At 47.3% G+C, this 17,926-nt stretch carries 18 protein-coding genes; 9 read left to right on the plus strand and 9 right to left on the minus strand.

Annotated features, from left to right (window positions below; translation table 11 throughout):
* The first annotated feature begins 3 nt into the window (after positions 1–3).
* Genes nuoH through HWI92_RS17535 form a run of 3 tightly spaced genes read left to right on the plus strand, consistent with a single transcriptional unit; the run spans position 4 to position 2,242 of the window.
* On the plus strand, positions 4–1,083 hold the full coding sequence (nuoH, locus tag HWI92_RS17525; protein WP_204657665.1) for an NADH-quinone oxidoreductase subunit NuoH: 1,080 nt from the start codon (positions 4–6) through the stop codon (positions 1,081–1,083).
* A gap of 13 nt (positions 1,084–1,096) precedes the next feature.
* Positions 1,097–1,690, plus strand: a complete 594-nt coding sequence (locus HWI92_RS17530; protein WP_204657667.1) for a NuoI/complex I 23 kDa subunit family protein — start codon at positions 1,097–1,099, stop codon at positions 1,688–1,690.
* Between the two features lie 33 nt (positions 1,691–1,723).
* Positions 1,724–2,242 (plus strand): NADH-quinone oxidoreductase subunit J family protein, encoded by a 519-nt coding sequence (locus HWI92_RS17535; RefSeq protein ID WP_204657669.1) that lies wholly within the window; start codon positions 1,724–1,726, stop codon positions 2,240–2,242.
* A gap of 74 nt (positions 2,243–2,316) precedes the next feature.
* Here HWI92_RS17535 and gcvP read toward each other — a convergent pair whose 3' ends face one another.
* The 3 genes from gcvP to HWI92_RS17550 form a co-directional block, all read right to left on the minus strand.
* Positions 2,317–5,211 carry an aminomethyl-transferring glycine dehydrogenase gene (gcvP, locus tag HWI92_RS17540; RefSeq protein WP_204657671.1) on the minus strand — a complete coding sequence of 965 codons (2,895 nt, stop codon included), beginning with the start codon at positions 5,209–5,211 and terminating at the stop codon, positions 2,317–2,319.
* A gap of 134 nt (positions 5,212–5,345) precedes the next feature.
* Positions 5,346–5,549, minus strand: a complete 204-nt coding sequence (locus HWI92_RS17545) for a hypothetical protein (RefSeq protein ID WP_204657673.1) — start codon at positions 5,547–5,549, stop codon at positions 5,346–5,348.
* A gap of 100 nt (positions 5,550–5,649) precedes the next feature.
* A complete protein-coding gene (locus HWI92_RS17550) occupies positions 5,650–6,906 on the minus strand; it encodes a metallophosphoesterase (RefSeq protein ID WP_204657674.1) in 1,257 nt (418 codons plus the stop codon).
* A 158-nt stretch (positions 6,907–7,064) separates the two neighbouring features.
* Between HWI92_RS17550 and HWI92_RS17555 the strand changes: the two genes are divergently transcribed.
* A complete protein-coding gene (locus HWI92_RS17555) occupies positions 7,065–7,286 on the plus strand; it encodes a hypothetical protein (RefSeq protein ID WP_204657676.1) in 222 nt (73 codons plus the stop codon).
* 6 nt (positions 7,287–7,292) lie between these two features.
* Here the strand turns inward: HWI92_RS17555 and HWI92_RS17560 are convergent, their stop codons facing one another.
* Complete coding sequence (locus HWI92_RS17560) at positions 7,293–7,853, minus strand: YqgE/AlgH family protein (protein WP_204657678.1); 561 nt, start codon at positions 7,851–7,853, stop codon at positions 7,293–7,295.
* Between the two features lie 148 nt (positions 7,854–8,001).
* Between HWI92_RS17560 and HWI92_RS17565 the strand changes: the two genes are divergently transcribed.
* Complete coding sequence (locus HWI92_RS17565; RefSeq protein WP_204657680.1) at positions 8,002–8,532, plus strand: gamma carbonic anhydrase family protein; 531 nt, start codon at positions 8,002–8,004, stop codon at positions 8,530–8,532.
* On the opposite strand, the gene HWI92_RS17570 is transcribed toward HWI92_RS17565, so the two are convergent.
* On the minus strand, positions 8,490–9,062 hold the full coding sequence (locus tag HWI92_RS17570; RefSeq protein ID WP_204657682.1) for a hypothetical protein: 573 nt from the start codon (positions 9,060–9,062) through the stop codon (positions 8,490–8,492). The two genes, HWI92_RS17565 and HWI92_RS17570, sit on opposite strands and share 43 nt — an antisense overlap.
* 360 nt (positions 9,063–9,422) lie before the next feature.
* On the opposite strand from HWI92_RS17570, the gene HWI92_RS17575 reads away from it, so the two are divergent.
* Positions 9,423–9,689 carry a helix-turn-helix domain-containing protein gene (locus tag HWI92_RS17575; RefSeq protein ID WP_229248220.1) on the plus strand — a complete coding sequence of 89 codons (267 nt, stop codon included), beginning with the start codon at positions 9,423–9,425 and terminating at the stop codon, positions 9,687–9,689.
* A 5-nt stretch (positions 9,690–9,694) separates the two neighbouring features.
* On the opposite strand, the gene HWI92_RS17580 is transcribed toward HWI92_RS17575, so the two are convergent.
* Positions 9,695–10,327 carry a DedA family protein gene (locus HWI92_RS17580; protein ID WP_204657686.1) on the minus strand — a complete coding sequence of 211 codons (633 nt, stop codon included), beginning with the start codon at positions 10,325–10,327 and terminating at the stop codon, positions 9,695–9,697.
* Positions 10,328–10,377: 50 nt separating this feature from the next.
* The gene (locus tag HWI92_RS17585) at positions 10,378–12,249 is read right to left on the minus strand and encodes an ABC-F family ATP-binding cassette domain-containing protein (RefSeq protein WP_204657688.1); all 1,872 of its coding nucleotides are present in this window, start codon (positions 12,247–12,249) and stop codon (positions 10,378–10,380) included.
* Positions 12,250–12,378: 129 nt separating this feature from the next.
* On the opposite strand from HWI92_RS17585, the gene HWI92_RS17590 reads away from it, so the two are divergent.
* Complete coding sequence (locus HWI92_RS17590; RefSeq protein WP_204657690.1) at positions 12,379–13,365, plus strand: formylglycine-generating enzyme family protein; 987 nt, start codon at positions 12,379–12,381, stop codon at positions 13,363–13,365.
* A gap of 29 nt (positions 13,366–13,394) precedes the next feature.
* On the plus strand, positions 13,395–14,738 hold the full coding sequence (locus tag HWI92_RS17595) for a Gfo/Idh/MocA family protein (protein WP_204657692.1): 1,344 nt from the start codon (positions 13,395–13,397) through the stop codon (positions 14,736–14,738).
* A gap of 334 nt (positions 14,739–15,072) precedes the next feature.
* Here the strand turns inward: HWI92_RS17595 and aroC are convergent, their stop codons facing one another.
* On the minus strand, positions 15,073–16,158 hold the full coding sequence (gene aroC / locus HWI92_RS17600; RefSeq protein WP_204657702.1) for a chorismate synthase: 1,086 nt from the start codon (positions 16,156–16,158) through the stop codon (positions 15,073–15,075).
* A gap of 5 nt (positions 16,159–16,163) precedes the next feature.
* Entirely contained in the window at positions 16,164–17,534 is a 1,371-nt protein-coding gene (locus HWI92_RS17605; protein WP_229248222.1) for a BatD family protein, read from the minus strand.
* 123 nt (positions 17,535–17,657) lie between these two features.
* On the opposite strand from HWI92_RS17605, the gene HWI92_RS25345 reads away from it, so the two are divergent.
* On the plus strand, positions 17,658–17,864 hold the full coding sequence (locus tag HWI92_RS25345) for a hypothetical protein (RefSeq protein WP_229248230.1): 207 nt from the start codon (positions 17,658–17,660) through the stop codon (positions 17,862–17,864).
* The last annotated feature ends 62 nt before the right edge of the window (positions 17,865–17,926 follow it).

Below are 17,926 nucleotides of genomic sequence, written 5' to 3' on the forward strand. Positions count from 1 at the left end.
ATAATGGATTTAGTAGAATTTCTGATCAAGACGGCGACCATCTTTTCCGTGTTTGTACTTACGCTGGTAATTGCTATGTACTCCACATGGGCTGAGCGCAAGGTAGCGGGTTTTATCCAGGACCGGATGGGACCTAACCGCGCAGGGCCGGGCGGACTGTTACAGCCCCTGGCCGATGCGGGAAAAATGTTTTTTAAAGAAGACTTTATTCCTGCTCTGGCAAATAAATGGCTCTTTATCGCCGGGCCAAGTTTAGCGATGCTGACGGCATTGCTTGCAAGTGCAGTAATTCCATTTGGCAGTACTTTCCGCTTTGACGGTCATGAAGTAGCATTGCAGGGTGTAGAATCAAACATTGGTATTCTGTACGTTTTTGGTGTTGTAGCCCTGGGTGTATACGGCATTATGGTCGGCGGCTGGGCTTCCAATAACAAATTTTCCCTGCTGGGCGCAATTCGTGCAGCATCACAGAACATCAGCTACGAGGTAGCCATGGGACTATCCCTAATTGCGATCCTGATGATGAGCAGCTCCCTTTCACTGGGTGAAATTGTGGCACAGCAGCATGGTGCCAACTGGAACATATTTTATCAGCCGCTCGGGTTCCTGATCTTTATCACCTGCTCTTTCGCAGAATGTAACAGGGTACCGTTTGACCTTCCTGAGTGCGAGACGGAGCTGGTAGGTGGCTACCATACCGAATATGGAAGTATGAAGCTTGGATTTTATCTTTTTGCAGAGTACATCAACATGTTCGTCTCGTCATCGATTATTTCCGTGCTTTACTTTGGCGGATACAATTATCCTGGTATGGACTGGGTGTACGAACAGCTTACCGCAGCGTTGGGCAGCCAAACAGGCCACAATGTCGCCACATTGATCGGCACGGCAGTATTTTTTGGTAAAGCTTTATTCTTTGTATTTTTCTATATGTGGGTACGCTGGACAATCCCGCGCTTCCGCTACGACCAGCTTATGAATCTGGGCTGGAAGAAACTGATTCCACTGGCTATTTTCAATATCATCATCACCGGGGCCGCAGTATTGTTCCTTAAACCGGTCATTACATCCTGGCTGAACTAAATCCGGCATTGCCATGCAACTGACGAACCGCTCCAAGCAAGTAAGCAATAAAGAAATGACGCTGATGGAACGCGCCTACCTGCCTGCGATTGCGACTGGGCTTGCGATTACCATCAAGCACTTTTTTGCAAAAAAAGTGACTATCCAATATCCTGAGGTTAAAAGATACCTCGGACCTGTTTTCCGTGGCCGGCACATCCTCAAAAGAGATGCCGATGGCCGCGAACGTTGTACTGCCTGCGGGCTTTGTGCCGTAGCCTGCCCTGCTGAGGCCATACAAATGGTAGCGGCAGAGCGTCAGAAAGGTGAAGAATCGCTGTACCGCGAAGAAAAATATGCAGCCGTATACGAGGTTAATATGCTGCGCTGCATCTTTTGCGGACTTTGCGAAGAGGCATGTCCCAAACAGGCAGTCTATCTTCGTCATGACGAATTTGTACCTGTTTTTGCTGAACGTGATCAGGTGATCTGGGGAAAAGACCTGCTGGTTGAAGACATGAATAACCGTTATACCCGCGAAGCCTGGACCAAGGAAGAAGCACACGTGCTCGATGCTAAAAGGGCGCATGGTGAGGCGACCAATGTTGTTCCCCGCGCCATTCCCTGACAAATTGCACAGACTCTCAGCCGATCACTTATTATGAATTCGTCCGTATCTTTTTTCTATTTTTTGTCTTTTCTCACAGTGCTTAGTGCAGTGATGGTTGTTGTATCCCGCAACCCGATCCACAGTGTGCTATACCTCATCCTGACCTTCTTTACCTTGTCAGGACATTACATTCTGCTGAATGCACAGTTTCTGGCAGCGGTAAACATCATCGTGTACGCCGGGGCTATTATGGTACTCTTCCTGTTTGTTATCATGTTCCTCAACATGAAACAGGATCAGGAAGACTCTAAGACAAACCTGGCGAAAGTAGCTGCCACCATTGTAGGAGGTACCATATTCGTGATTTTATTCGGAGCCTACCGCAAAACGGTTATCCCTACTTACGATCCGCAAACTTTTGACTCGCAGGTGGGCATGATTGAAAACCTGGGAAGCCTGCTTTTCAGGGATTATTTGCTTCCGTTTGAGCTGGCATCGATTCTCTTGCTGGTTGCTATGGTCGGGGCGGTAATGCTTGGTAAAAGAGAAATTGGAGAAAGGCATTTCTAAATTTATCTATTCAGACATAAAAAAGGGCTTTCGTACGAAAGCCCTTTTTTAATGCATATATCTTGTCCTGAAATTTACTCTACTTCTGCTTCCGAGTAAGCTTCTACCGGTATACACGAGCAAATCAGGTTCCGGTCACCGTAGGCACTATCCACCCGGCTTACACTTGGCCAAAATTTATTGAAGCGCAGATACTGAAGTGGGAATGCAGCTTTTTCACGGGTATAAGAACGGTTCCAGTTTTCGCTCAGCAAAACTCTTGAAGTATGCGGTGCATTTTTCAAAACGTTGTCCGTACGATCTGCTGTACCTTCCTCAATCTCCCTGATCTCATTACGAATCGCAATCATTGCATCACAAAAACGGTCCAGTTCAGCTTTTGATTCCGATTCGGTTGGCTCAATCATCAGTGTGCCTGCGACCGGGAAGGACAGCGTAGGCGAATGAAATCCATAGTCCATTAAACGCTTGGCAAGATCTTCCGCCTCTACTCCTGCTGCCTTGAAGCCGCGACAATCCAGAATCATTTCGTGCGCACAATGACCATTTGTTCCTGTATATAGCACTTCGAAGTGGCCGCTCAATCTTTCTTTCACATAGTTTGCATTCAGGATTGCATACCGGGTAGCATTGGTCAGCCCTTCTCCGCCCATCATCGCAATATAAGCGTAAGAAATCGTGAGAATGCTCGCACTTCCGTAAGGTGCTGCAGATACCGCACCCGCTTCACCTTCCGGCAAATACGACGGCTGTGTGCTGAATTTAACATGGCCCGGCAGAAAAGGCATCAGGTGTTCTGCAACGCCAATCGGACCCACACCGGGGCCGCCGCCGCCATGAGGTATACAAAATGTTTTATGCAAATTCAAATGGCAGACATCTGCCCCAATGGAAGCCGGACTTGTCAATCCAACCTGGGCATTCATATTGGCACCATCCATATACACCTGTCCGCCAAATGAATGGATCATTTCGCAGATTTCAATAATACTTTCCTCATAAACACCGTGGGTTGACGGGTAAGTCACCATCAGGCAGGCAAGCTCATTGGCATACTGCTCAGCCTTGGCACGGAGGTCAGCCACATCTATATTACCACGCTCGTCACAGCGGGTCACCACCACTTTCATTCCTGCCATCACAGCAGAAGCAGGATTGGTACCATGAGCAGAGGAAGGTATCAATGCAACAGTTCTCTGGAAATCGCCGCGACTTTCATGATAAGCCCGGATCGCCATCAATCCGGCATATTCGCCCTGAGCACCGGAGTTGGGCTGGAAAGACATAGCCGCAAACCCCGTAATTTCGCAAAGCCAGGTATTAAGTTCACTCACAAGCTGTGCATAACCACCTACCTGATTGGTAGGCGCAAACGGGTGAATAGCACCGAACTCAGGCCAGGTGAGCGGAATCATTTCCGCAGTTGCATTCAGCTTCATCGTACAGCTTCCAAGTGAAATCATGGAATGTACCAGCGAGAGGTCCTTGTTCTCAAGTGATTTCAGGTACCGGAGCATTTCGTGCTCGGTATGATGTGTATTGAAAACAGGATGCGTCAGGTAAGGCGTTGTTCTTGCCAGATTTTCAGGAATGGATATTTCAAGCTCGTCGTCAATAATCATCTCCCCCTGAAATCCAGAAACCTCCGCAAATACATTCAGCAACGCAATCACGTCGTCAAAGGTCTTGGCTTCATCAATGGATACCGATACGCTGGTGTCATTGTTGTACCTAAGATTCATCCCCCATTTCAGCGCATTCTCTCTCAGCTTGGGCGCCAGCGGGGTTTGTATGGTAACTGTATCAAAAAATGTATCCGTAAGAACCGCATAGTTGAAAGTCCTCAATGTTTCAACAAATAAGGTTGTAAGGCCGTGAACGCGGGCTGCAATGCTGCGAATACCTTCCGGACCGTGGTACACCGAGTAGGCACCGGCAATCACTGCAAGCAGTACCTGTGCCGTACAAATGTTACTCGTCGCTTTTTCCCGGCGAATATGCTGCTCGCGGGTCTGAAGTGCCATGCGTAATGCACGATTACCTTCCTGATCCACGGACACTCCGATAATACGGCCTGGAATGTGGCGTTTGAAGGTATCTTTTGTAGCAAAGTAAGCAGCATGTGGTCCGCCGTAGCCCATAGGCACACCAAACCGCTGAGATGAACCTACCACCACATCTGCACCCATTTCACCGGGTGATTTCAGCAATGCAAGAGCGAGCAGATCGGCAGCTACGGCCACCGTCAGGTTCAGCTCATGCGCACTGGCAATCAAATTGGTATAATCAATAACATCCCCGTCGGTAGCAGGATACTGCACCAGCAAACCATACAGGCTCTCATCCGTCAGATCAACCGTCTCGTGATTTCCCACTACTACCTCAATCCCGATAGGCTTTGCACGGGTCTTGATGAGGTCAATGGTCTGCGGATGGCAGAGCTCTGAAACAAAAAATGCATTTGCTTTCTTTCTGGGAGCAGGACGCAGGCTGTGCAGCATGGTCATCGCTTCGGCAGCAGCGGTAGCTTCATCCAGCAGCGAGGCATTGGCAATCTCCATGCCTGTAAGATCCGAGACAACCGTCTGAAAATTCAGCAGCATTTCAAGTCGTCCCTGAGCGATCTCGGCCTGGTAAGGCGTGTAGGCCGTATACCATGCAGGATTTTCCAGAATGTTCCGGAGAATTACATTGGGTGTAATTGTATCGTAATAACCAGTACCTATGTAGGATTTCAGCACGGCATTTTTACCTGCCAGCTTTTTGATCCCCTGCAGAAACTCCTGCTCCGTTTTTGGTCTTGGTAAATTTAAACTTTTCGACAGCCGGATGGCAGCCGGTAATGTCTGGTCTATCAGCTCATCGAGAGAAGCCGCTCCAATGGTTTTGAGCATTTCCTGCAACTCGTCCGCATCCTTCCCATGGTGGCGGTTTTCAAATTTATCCTGATTTCGAAGATTGATTTTCATTCGGCTTGTGTATTGGCCATGCCAATGTTAGGTATAATCTTTAAACACAAAAGTAAGCAAATCCGATCAATTCTTTTCGGGATTGACGGGCTTGCTTACTCTTGATTATGTACAAAATAAGGTTCCTTTCAGGATCAGTGATTAGGACATCCGCAGTCTGACTTGCGCTTGAAAATACCCAGGATTTTTTTAGATCTGGGCTTCTTGTAGCCCTTGAATTTCTTCTTTTTACCCATTAGTTCCATTTTGGTCCCTGCAGGTTCAGCCCTTACTTGTTCAAGACCGGAAATGCTGAGTATAAAGCCCGAAAGCAGGACAAGTGCCGCTATTTTTTTCATAAGATCAATTTTCTGTGGCAGACGTTCTTTATTGGAACGCTATTCATTGCAAATCATTATGCCATTTTGGCCCGGAGCCAGGTTCAATTTACACCCTAAATCACGCTTTTACCAATTCCAGAATGGTTATTTCCGGTAAGATGCCGACCCGACCAGGATATCCGAGGTACCCAAAACCGCGGTTGACGTACAAATACTGATTATTTTCTTCATAAAGCCCTGCCCACTGCTTGTAGCGGTATTGTACCGGACTCCATTTCAGCTTGCCGATTTCAACACCAAACTGCATTCCATGGGTATGCCCTGCCAGTGCGAGGTCAATGTCTTTGTAGTCGGGCAAAACCTGCGCTTCCCAGTGACTGGGATCATGCGAGAGCAGGATTTTTACAGGGTACTGGTCGGTACGCTGGTGTGCTTTGGCCAGGTTCCCGTATTTGGCAAAATTACCCGCACCCCAGTTCTGTATCCCGATCAGACCAATTTCTTCACCATCTACCCGGATACTCCTGCTTTCGTCAAGCATAAGGTTCCAGCCTAAGAGCTGATGGGCTTTCTGCAGGTTTTGAAGGTTACGTATTTTGGCATCACGACTTTCCCACTGTACATAGTCGCCGTAATCATGGTTTCCTAAAACCGAATGCACGCCAAGAGGCGCTTTTACTTTGTCGAAAATAGAAATGTAATCCTGTACCTCCGTAGACCGGTCGTTGACCAGGTCGCCTGTGAAAAATGCAAGGTCCGGCTTTTCCTTCATCAACATCTCTACTCCCCCTTTCACAGCCGTTTTATTGAAAAAGCTACCAGAATGAATATCGGAAAGCTGCGCAATGCGAATGCCGTGAAAGGCACGCGGCAGGTTGGCCAGAGGCACCCGGATCCTCCTGATGCGATAATCGTGTGCTCCGGAAATAATTCCATATGCGAATGTGCCCATCAGTCCCGCGCCTGCAACCATCGCAGTTTTGGCCAGAAACTCTGACCGCGGAATGGCCGGCTCTCCCGGATCCTGCGGAACAGGGGCGGCAGAGGGAAAGAAAAAGCTCATCATCCATTGCAACAAGCGGCGTACCTCGTCTACCAGCAGGATGAGTACTGCCAGGAGCTTGGATAAATAAGGAACGGCAATAAATGCGATGACGAAAGTTCTTGTAGAGCTCTTGAAATAATCAGGCGGCAGGAACTGCATAACAAGGTAGGCAATCAGCGTAGCGGCCGTAAATATCCAGTATCCTCCCCCAATCCAGCGTTGTGTTACAGGTGAAAAGTGACGGATGGCCACCCTCAAACCCTGCCAGACATACCAGTCGATAGCGACCAGAATGACGGTAAGAATTAAAAAAACGTAAGTTCTGCCCATTGAATAAGTTCTGTAATAGCCTTGTTAACACGTGTGCTATGGTTCTCGTTCGGGGTGGACGAAGAGATGAGGCAAAATATACAGTACCGGAACAATCGTGAGGATTAACGATTATTTTTACAGCGGCAGCGATACTGCCGGTTATAAATAACAAGCTTATGAGTCAATTCGATTTTAAAAGATTTCACCTGCGCTCGATCAATGCATCGAATGCAGAAGAGCGCGCCGCCATTAACCAGGAACTGAAAGACCTTTACGCCTCACTGAATGAAGATGACAAAAAGGTGTTCAATGAAGAGCTTCAAACGTTCCTGACGCGGGAAGTAGGACGCATCCGGTCAGATTATGAATCGGTACAGGGCCTTAATACACCCAATTAGAAACCCCTAGTTGAGCCGGGGATCAATGGGATAATGAGCAATAGAGCGATATTCACCACCCATATTCCGAAGTATTTCCCGCCAGAAATTCCCGGGAGGAGTTGAGAAAAGGAAGTTAGAGTTCGTATTGGAAACAATCCAGGAATCCTGACGAAGCTCCTCATCGAGCTGGCCGCCGCTCCACCCTGAGTAACCGATGAAGAAGCGAACATCTTCGGGTTTCAGGGTATTAAGGTTCAACAGTGTTTTTACCTGGTCAAAATCGCCGCCCCAGAAAACATCGGGCATGATCTCACTTCCGCCCGTGATCAGATCAGGCCGGCGGTGAATGAAATGCAGGGTGTTTTTTTCCACTGGGCCGCCCAAATGCAGGGTAATATCCTGGTAAATGGTTTCGTCGAGTACATCTCCGAGAAAAAGATCGGTAGTCTGATTAAGGACAAACCCGAAACTCCCCTGATCATTGTGCTCACACATTATAATGACTCCCCGCTCAAAATTCGGGTCTCCCAGAAAAGGTTTGGCAATCAACAAGCTTCCTTTTGAAACATTCATGGCAAAAGACATTATCCGGAAGATAAGACTAGTTCAAAAACACAATATATCTAATTTCTACAACAAACGTGCAGCAAGGCAGCAGCTGCCACAAAGCTTTTCACTACTTTACGAACCGGCTTACAAAAGTAATTCACATACAACAAAAAATATTTTCAAAATGGCAATGATCAGGTCAGTTCGCGGTTTTACGCCTCAGATTGGTGCAGGCGGATGGCTTGCAGACAATGCTGTAATTGTGGGCGATGTTACAATGGGTACACATTGCACCGTATGGTTTAACGCTGTGGTAAGGGGTGATGTAAACAGCATCCGGATTGGGCATCATACCAATATCCAGGATGGCGTAGTGGTGCACTGTACCTACCAAAAGTTTGCCACGACCATCGGTGACCATGTTTCAATTGGTCATAATGCGATTGTTCATGGATGTACCATTGAAGATAATGTGCTGATTGGAATGGGGGCAATTGTAATGGATGGTGTGATCGTGGGAAAAGGCTCCATTATTGCGGCTGGCGCCATTGTGACACAGGGCCAAAAAATCCCTCCCGGAACTATTTACGCGGGAAATCCGGCCAGGTACCTGAAAGATGTATCGCCGGAACATGACGCGATGATCCGGAGAACGGCAGATAATTACATTACTTATTCAGGCTGGTTCAGGGAAGAAGAGGGCTCTGTACCATGAACTTCCTGATTACCGGAAGCCGGAGGAACCACAATAACTGCATCAGGAATGCGGTTGCGGTAAAGTGATTTGCGCTTGTGCTTCATGACGTGAGTAAGGACTACCACGGCAGCAATGCCTGTAAGTGGATGAATGACCGCATCCGGAATTCCGTCGATAATCATCATTTCGCCCAAAATAAAACCAGCCATACATAACAATGGAATGGATCGCTTCACAAGCCGTACTTTTTCAATATTGGTGATGTCAGAAAAATAAATGAATTCGCCCCTTCCTTTCATAAAGCGATTCTTCCTGAGCACGACCCCATCCTGACGGATAGTAGCCACTGCGCCAAAAGCAAATAGCTCCTGCCCAAGAGGATCTTTGTAAATACAATGCAGAAAGTCTCCGCGTTTAACCTTTGTAACTTCCCAGGTATCTACGGACCTTATTTCGAAGAATGGCTTTTTCTTCTGGGCGGTGATTTCTGGGGTTAGTGCCAGAAATAGCAACCAGGTAAACATCCACGCGCAGCTTTTGTTACTCATGTAAATGCAAGCCGGCATTCGCATGTTGACTGCTAATACACTCAAATACATGCGACCAGACAAACATATTTGCCTTTCATACATTTGTCAAATTCCTCAGGCACAGCCCATGCAAGAACCAAAATAGATTACGATCCGGGTTTTTCATGGCTACCGATCAGCATTTAAGTAATAAGAAAAGTTGCTTCGCTCACCGGGAACCAACCTTACAAAGGTACGGCAAATACTTCTCAGGCTCTTGTGCGGTTTTAGCATGAAAACCTGCAGTTTCCGCACATAATTCGTGCGCAAATGCAGGTTCGGTTTGCAGATTTCAAAAAGCGTTTAAATTTGCCAAATCCACTTACTATCAGACACACTATGATCGATTTTGGAAGTAACTTCAGGAAGCTGAGGGAATGGACCGGACTTTCTCAGGAAACATTGGCAAACATTCTTTCCGTATCCGCATCGGTGATCAACAGAATAGAAAATAACAAGCGCAGACTGGATATTCAGATTATTTACAACATGTCGGCGCGACTAGACCTGGATATTACAGTGGTTATGCTCGTACTCATTCACGGGAAAGATGCATTGCCCGGGCGTAATCCATCCGGGGTCAAAAAGGCATCACTGGTGCTTTGAAAAGTTTACTCTACCATTTCCTTCCGGGCATTGAGGTAACCCTTGATAACAGTGAAAGTGGTGATTGCGAGGAAGAAAAGGATCACATACTGTACGTAATCGACGATCCAGGGAAAGCGCTCACCGAAAAGGAAGCCGCCGCCAGTCAGTGCGCCGATCCAGATGGCTCCTCCAATCACATTATTAATTAAAAATGAAGCAAAAGGCATCCGGACCAAACCGGCCAGTATGGGCGCGAAAGTACGGACGATGGGCAGAAACCGGCTGATGATCAGTGTCCTGCTGCCATATTTCTCAAAATAGCTGCGGGTAGTGTCAATGTGTTTCTTTTTAAAGAAGAAAGAGTCGCGCCGGTTTTCAAAAGTGTTACCAAAATACTTTCCGAAAACGTACCCGAGCAGAGATCCCAGAACAGCGGCTGTAAACATGCAAACCAGCAGGATACCAATCGGAACATCGAGAATGCCCGTGCCGCAGAACACACCCGCAAGAAAAACGAGATAGTCTCCGGGAAGGAAAAACGCAAAGAACAGGCCGTTTTCGGCGAAAACGATAATGGTGATTACCAGCAGGCCTCCGGTACGGATCAGTTCCTCAGAATTAAGAAGATACCGGAAAAACTCAACAATTGAATCCATAAGGTTTTTAGTTTGACAGGCCCCGGTTGTCCGTACCGGGGCGATCAAATTTAAGCATTTTCAGAAAGTTCAAGCCAGCGCATTTCCTTATTTGCCTGTTGTTCGGCCAGGTTTTCAATTTCCGTCGACCAGCCAGACAGCTCAGCGTGAGTGCCGCCGGCATTCAGTTTTTGCACCAAAGCAGCCTTACGGCTTTCGATTTGCTCGATATCTTTTTCAAGCTGCTCCATCTCCTTTTGCTCCTTATAGCTTAGCTTTTTTTTCCCCACTGGAATGATTTCCTTAGGAACCTCAGGTACAACCACAGGCTTTATTGCCGGCAAAACGGTTTTTTTCTCAGCTTCCTGCTCGTCCTGATAATCGCGGAGCTCGGTGTAGTTTCCTGGAAAATCGCTGATCTGGCCCTCGCCGTCGAACACAAAAATATGCTGGACGAGCCTGTCGAGGAAGTACCGGTCGTGTGAAACAATGACCAGACAACCGGGGAAGTTCAGCAGAAATTCTTCCAGCACATTCAAACTAGCAATATCCAGATCATTGGTCGGCTCATCGAGAATGAGGAAGTTGGGTTGCTTGATCAGGATGAGCAGCAATTGCAGCCTCCGGCGCTCTCCACCGCTTAGCTTTGAAATGAAATCGTATTGTTTGGCAGGAGAAAACAGGAAGGATTGCAGAAGGTTGCCAATGGTCACAGTTTCTCCGGTACCCAGCTGAACAACTTCCGCCACGTCTTTTACAATATCAATAACCCGTTGATTTTCATTAAAAACAAGGTCAGACTGACGATAGTAGCCAAACTGTACGGTTTCTCCTTTTACTACCTGGCCCTGATCGGGTTGCAGCTCGCCGGTAATCATATTCAGGAGGGTCGATTTACCCATCCCGTTTTTGCCGACAATACCAATGCGGTCGCCACGGCGAAAGGTATATTCAAAATCCCGGATCAGCTCCCGGCCGTCAAAACCCTTTGTTACATGGTCCAGCTCAATGATTTTACTACCAAGGCGTGAAGTGCGGACATTCAGGTCCATCTGTACGTCCACTTTCTTCTGACTGGCCTTTTCTTTCAGTTCTTCAAAAGCATCAATGCGGTATTTAGCTTTGGTACCGCGTGCCTTGGGCTGCCTGCGTATCCAGTCCAGCTCCTTGCGCATCAGGTTCCGGGCCTTGTCTACTGCTGCGGCCTCCATTTCCTCACGCTCAGCCTTCTTTTCAAGGAAATTGGTATAGTTACCTTTATAGGTGTATGCCGACCCATTGTCCAGTTCAAGCATCTGATTACACACGGTATCCAGAAAGTAGCGGTCGTGCGTGACCACCAGCAGGGTCGTATTGGACGTGTTCAGGTAGTTTTCAAGCCACTCAACCGTATCAAGGTCCAAATGGTTAGTAGGTTCGTCGAGGATCAGCAGGTCGGGATCTTCCAAAAGCACCTTGGCCATTGCCACCCGCTTGCGCTGCCCGCCCGACAGGTTTCCGTAGGCATTTTCCGTATCGTGAATGCCAAGCCGGCCAAGGATTTCCTTGGTGCGGTATTCAAAATCCCAGGCTGCAAATTTGTCCATATCCTCCATTGCTTTTTCAAGGGCATCATGATCGCCTGTTTCAATGGCGTGCTCGTAACGCTTTACAACCTGCGCAATGGGGTTATTGGAAGAAAAAATAACTTCGAGCACCGGAAGTGACTCATTGAAAGAAGGGCTCTGATCAAGATATCCTACCCGGATGTCCTTCCGGATGCTTACTTCACCTTCGTCGGCCGGCAGCTTGCCGGTGAGTATGTTAAGGAAGGTAGTTTTCCCCGCGCCATTCGTCCCGATCAATGCAACCTTGTCGCCCTTGCTGATCCCGAAGTTAATATTTTTGAAAAGCCACTGATCCCCAAAGGATTTGGCGATATTTTCTGCTGAAAGATAATTCATAGGTAAACTTACTATTCGATGCCGTAAAGGTAGGACAGATCTTAAACAAAAAATTGGCTTTCAAAGGGTAAATAGGCTAATATTGCTCTTTATATCTACTTATGGTTTTATAGAACACGTTTTCTAATCATGTCCAAAAAATTTCTTCACCTAATCCTTACCATCTCCATTTGTTTCCAGGCCGTTGCGCAGAATGCAGATTTCAAAAATTACACTCAGAAAATCGGAGGAAGTACACAGGTTTATGACATGGTCGCAGTTCCGGGCGGCGAATTTATGATGGGAAGCCCTGCCTCGGAAAAAGGGCGCAAAGCAGACGAAGGCCCTCAGCACAAGGTTAAGATTGAGCCTTTCTGGATGGGCAAAACCGAAGTGATCTGGGACATATATGACCTTTATGCTTTCAAAAATATGGAAAAGGAAATGGCTGCCCGCTACCCTGATCCAGACAAAAGTGTTCAGAAAACGGACGCAAGTACACGCCCCAGCCCGCCTTACGTAGACATGTCTTTTGGTATGGGCCGCTCTGGCTATCCTGCCATCAACATGACACAATATGCTGCCATTTTCTTTTGCAAATGGCTTTATGAAAAAACGGGCATTTTCTACCGCCTGCCTACGGAAGCAGAGTGGGAATACGCTGCCCGGGCAGGTTCTAAAACAGCCTACTCGTTTGGAAATGACGAAGCTCAGCTGGGCGAATATGCCTGGTACCGCAAAAACAGCGATGCTGCCTACAAGAAAGTAGGTCAGAAAAAGCCCAATGCATTCGGACTTTATGATATGCACGGCAATGTAATGGAGTGGACACTTGACCAGTACATTCCGGATTATTATGCAAAAAGACCTGCCAACGAAGCATTTGCCCCTGTTACAGAACTGTACCCGACTTCGGTAAGAGGCGGCTCCTGGGACGACGAACCGGTAGACCTGAGAAGTGCAGCGCGCGTAGGCTCCAAGGCGGATTGGAAAGTGCTGGACCCGCAGCTGCCAAAAAGCGAATGGTGGATGACGAGCGCTTCCTTTGTAGGATTCCGCATTGTGCGTCCCGTCAAAACTCCTTCTCCTGAGGAAATCAAAGCTTATTACAGCCCTAAGCTGATTGAAGATTACTGATATATTCGAACTCTTAATTTTTTACTCAAATGGAACAAAACAGGCGTAATTTTCTGAAGGCATCCGGCCTTATTGCCGGTGGCGCCTTGATTAATCCGCTGAAAGGCCAGGCTTATAACAGCTCTGTTGATGACACTATCAAGGTGGCATTGATCGGCTGTGGTGGCAGAGGTACCGGTGCGGCGGCACAAGCACTCAGCACAACTCAGAATGTACAGATTGTGGCCATGGCGGATGCATTTAAAGACCGTCTTGACGAATCTTACAAAAACCTGACGGCAAAAAAATACAAGAATGCAGCCGGTGCGCCTGTCGACATTAAAATGAAAGTCGATGTTCCTGATGATCGGAAATTCGTTGGTTTTGATGCGTTCAAAAAAGCGATTGCGCTGAAAGATGTGGATGTGGTTATCCTTGCCACGCCTCCGGGTTTCCGTCCTTCGCATTTTGAAGAAGCTGTAAAAAATAACAAGCATATTTTTATGGAAAAACCGGTAGCTACTGATGCTCCGGGGATTCGTAAGGTGCTGGAACTGGCAGAAGAAGCCAAAAAGAAAAAACTGAATGTAGTAGTAGGCTTGCAGCGCCACTACCAGGCTAACTATCGTGAGGCTATCAAAAGAATTCACGATGGTGCACTGGGTGATATCGTAGGCGGCCAGGTATACTGGGTAGGCAGCAGCCCCTGGATGAAGGAGCGCCAGGCTAACCAGACTGAAATGGAATACCAGATGAGAAACTGGTACTACTTCAACTGGCTGTGCGGCGACCATATCAATGAGCAGCATGTTCACAACATTGACGTTGCCAACTGGGTGAAAAATGGGTATCCGGTCTCAATCCAGGGAACGGGTGGTCGCCAGGTCCGCACAGGAAAGGCTTATGGTGAAATTTTTGATCACCATACACTTGACCTTGTTTATGCGGATGGTACTACCATTTCAAGCCAGTGCCGGCAATTTGAAGGCACCTGGAACAGGGTTGACGAAGCGTTTGTAGGAACAAAAGGACGCATCGACAGCTTTGATGGCAAGAAAACAATCCTGAAAGATTACAAAGGCAGTGTCATGTATCAGCATGACGATAAAGGCGACAAAAACCCGTATCAGGTTGAGCACGACGAATTGTTTGCTGCGATCGCGAAGGGTGAGTACAAGTTTGCAGATGCTGAAAATGGTGCCAAAAGCACAATGACTGCAATCATGGGCCGTATGGCAACCTACTCCGGTAAGCTGATTACGTGGGATGAGGCGATTAAGTCTGATATTAACCTGTTCCCAGACAAGCTGGCATGGGATGCATCTCCGAAAGTTCTTCCCGGTCCGGACGGTTTGTATCCGGTGGCGATACCAGGAAAAACTCAGGTTATCTGATTAAAACAATAAAGGCTCCTTCGGGAGCCTTTATTGTTTTAAAGGAAATTGATCCGGGCAAAATTCGCATTTACGCCGGCAAATGATTACTTTGGATCAGCGATGCCTCTGGAGCATTTATTGTTGAACCAACATTATAGTCAGTGAGATTTGACTTACGAAGCGCTGCACTACTCCTCCTGGCCGGAATGTTAATTCTTGTCACCGGCTCTTTCCTAAAATCATCACAAGTACAATTCAGCAATCCGGTTACCTTATGCGGCCTGGCGGTCGAGTTTGTCGGTACGATCTGGCTGGTATTGAGCCTTAATCAGAGGCGCCGCAAAAACAGGGGTTACTGATCTACCCGGCTGCTTTTGTTCCTAAGGTATAAATCTGCCAGTACCAGCGCCGCCATCGCCTCTACGATAGGCACTGCACGCGGTACCACGCACGGATCGTGTCTCCCTTTTCCCTGCACCACAGCCGCGTCTCCATGCTGATCAATACTCTCCTGATCCTGCATAATCGTAGCTACCGGCTTGAATGCAACACGGAAGTAAATATCTTCTCCATTGGAAATACCGCCCTGAATGCCCCCGGAATAGTTGGAACGTGTATGTACACTGCCATTTTCATCTACAAAAAAAGCATCATTGTGCGCTGACCCCAGCATCCGGACGCCTTCAAACCCGCTGCCGTACTCAAAGCCTTTCACGGCATTGATACTTAACATGGCTTTACCTAACTCGGCGTGAAGCTTATCGAATACCGGCTCACCCCAGCCTGCCGGTACGCCCGTAGCCACACAGCTTACAATGCCTCCTACGGAGTCTCCTTGCTTACGCACACTGTCAATGTATTCAAACATTTGCCCGGCAACTTCAGGATCCGGACAGCGTACGGCATTGTTTTCTGCTTCCGACAAGTCCAGGTCCTGATAGGCTTTGCTGAGCGCCAGCGTACCTACCTGGGAAACGTATGCGGTTATTTTGACACCTGCCTGGTTCAAAAGCAGTTTTGCAAGCGCGCCGGCGGCTACTCTCGCAGCTGTTTCGCGCGCTGAGCTCCTGCCTCCGCCCCGGTAGTCGCGCACGCCATATTTGACCTGGTAAGTATAATCTGCGTGTGATGGTCGGTATTGTGCTGCAATGTGGGAATAATCCTTGCTGCGCTGATCCTCATTCCGGATGATCATGGCAATGGGCGTACCTGTCGTTTTTCCTTCGAAAACTCCGGATAGCACCTCAAATTCGTCCGCTTCCTTGCGCTGCGTAGTAATGCGGGATTGTCCCGGTTTGCGGCGGCTAAGCTCGCTCTGAATGAAATCAGTGTTGAAAATCACTCCTGCCGGACAGCCTTCTACGATTACGCCGATAGCCGCACCATGTGACTCGCCGAATGTGGCTATTTTAAATATCTTACCGTAAGTACTTCCCATTTCATTTATCTCCTGAAAACCCAAATCATTGTAATCAGTAAAATTACAACAATGATGTTGGTTGCATCCTTTAATAGCTGTTTATAACTGATTGATTCTTGTGTACTGTCCAAACTTTCCAGATTGTCATACAAGCCTGGTGAGCCATTGAGCGACAAATTTGCCAGCTGATAGTCCTCTCCTTTGACTTCAAGCATTTTGGAAGAGCGTAATGTATCATATGCCTGATCCGCAGTATTAAAGTATATCCATTGAAAATACCGGCCTAAAATAAACTTACCGTCCTTCTTGGGTACTACAAAGTAGTCAAATGCTTTTTCGCCTGCCACGCTTTGGTAAGTACGCCTGATGACCTGACTTACTTCGGGAGGATAAATGTCCAGTGAGGAGCCTGCCTGAATGATCGGGGCGGGTATGGCCTTTATATTGCCGGTACCTTCTACCTTAAATACATAACGGACGCTTTCACCGGGATATACCAGTTCGCCGGACAGCTGTTCTTTCAGGTGGTACTGCCCCACCGCTACCTGGTCGCGAAGGGGGTGATCAGGTAGTTGTTTTACAAAAACAGAGAAAGGCTTCGACCGGAACTTCCGGATGACCTTGTTCTCTACATTTACAGCCCCCTCATGATCATTCACAAGCATGTCGAGTGATACTGCCGGAAAGTTGACATGCTCTGTGGTAAAAGGAAAAAGCCTGGCCTGGTACATGTTGTACTCTGTATAGCTTCTGCCGCGGATCTGCACGCGTCTTTTAACGATTTCTTCAATACCTACATTTTCCTCCCAGCAGTTTGCCGGACGAAGCTTTTTGAGGATAAACTGCAATTGTTCATTAAACCGGTAAAATTCCATTTCTACAGGTGCGTTTTCGGCGATGTAGAGCGACACCCTCAATGCAAAACCCTCCCGTATGTAGGCAGTCTTTTTGTCAGTCTGAACAGAAATGAAAATATCTTCTTTGTTGCTTTCAAGTTCTGCATCCACTGTCACCTTGCTATCATCCTCCAATGCCTCAGCGGATTGTGCCTTTCCGAAAACGATCATGGTCTCCTCAGAATGCAGCCGCGTAGCATTGACAGTAATATTAAATTCGGGAATGAGATAGTTTCCGGGCTTCGTGGCATAATATTCTTGGGTGATTGTCTGAATGACAACTTTTTTGCCGTCCACGGTACTTACCGAGCTTGTAGCAGTTTTACTCCGTTTTTCCAGATCCTTAATTTCTGGAAACAGGATGGAAGGCCTGCTCTCAGAGTCACGTATTACTACGGAAATCAGGAAAGGTTGGTCAAGTGTAAGATTCTTGCTGCCAAACTCAATGGTCACATTACTGGCCGGACTTTGAGCAAAAGCATTAACGAAAAAACACAAAAATATATTTGTTATCGCATATAACTTCATTCTGTATTTCGTTACCTTTATTAGGAATCTTACATTTTGTTGGCAAATTCCTTAAACTAATTAGATGCTCTAAACCACAAAACTAACTATCCCATGGCCTCGATGCTTGAATACATTAAAATTATTCTGCAGAAAGTGAGCTTCGATCGCAGGTTATTTGAAAAAGAACTAAGAAAAGCAATCCGAATGTTAATGCCCGCCGAGGTAACAAGACTAAGGCAATGGTGTTATGATAATTATTCCGCTGTTCATTTACATGTCTTAAACAGTTGTTTTGCCCGACTTACACCTTCAAGCTAGATCTTATAAGCCATAAAAAAACCGGATCGTTGCCCGATCCGGTTTTTTTATGGCATTTCTGT

This window comes from Dyadobacter sandarakinus (genome assembly GCF_016894445.1).
Lineage (GTDB): Bacteria > Bacteroidota > Bacteroidia > Cytophagales > Spirosomataceae > Dyadobacter > Dyadobacter sandarakinus.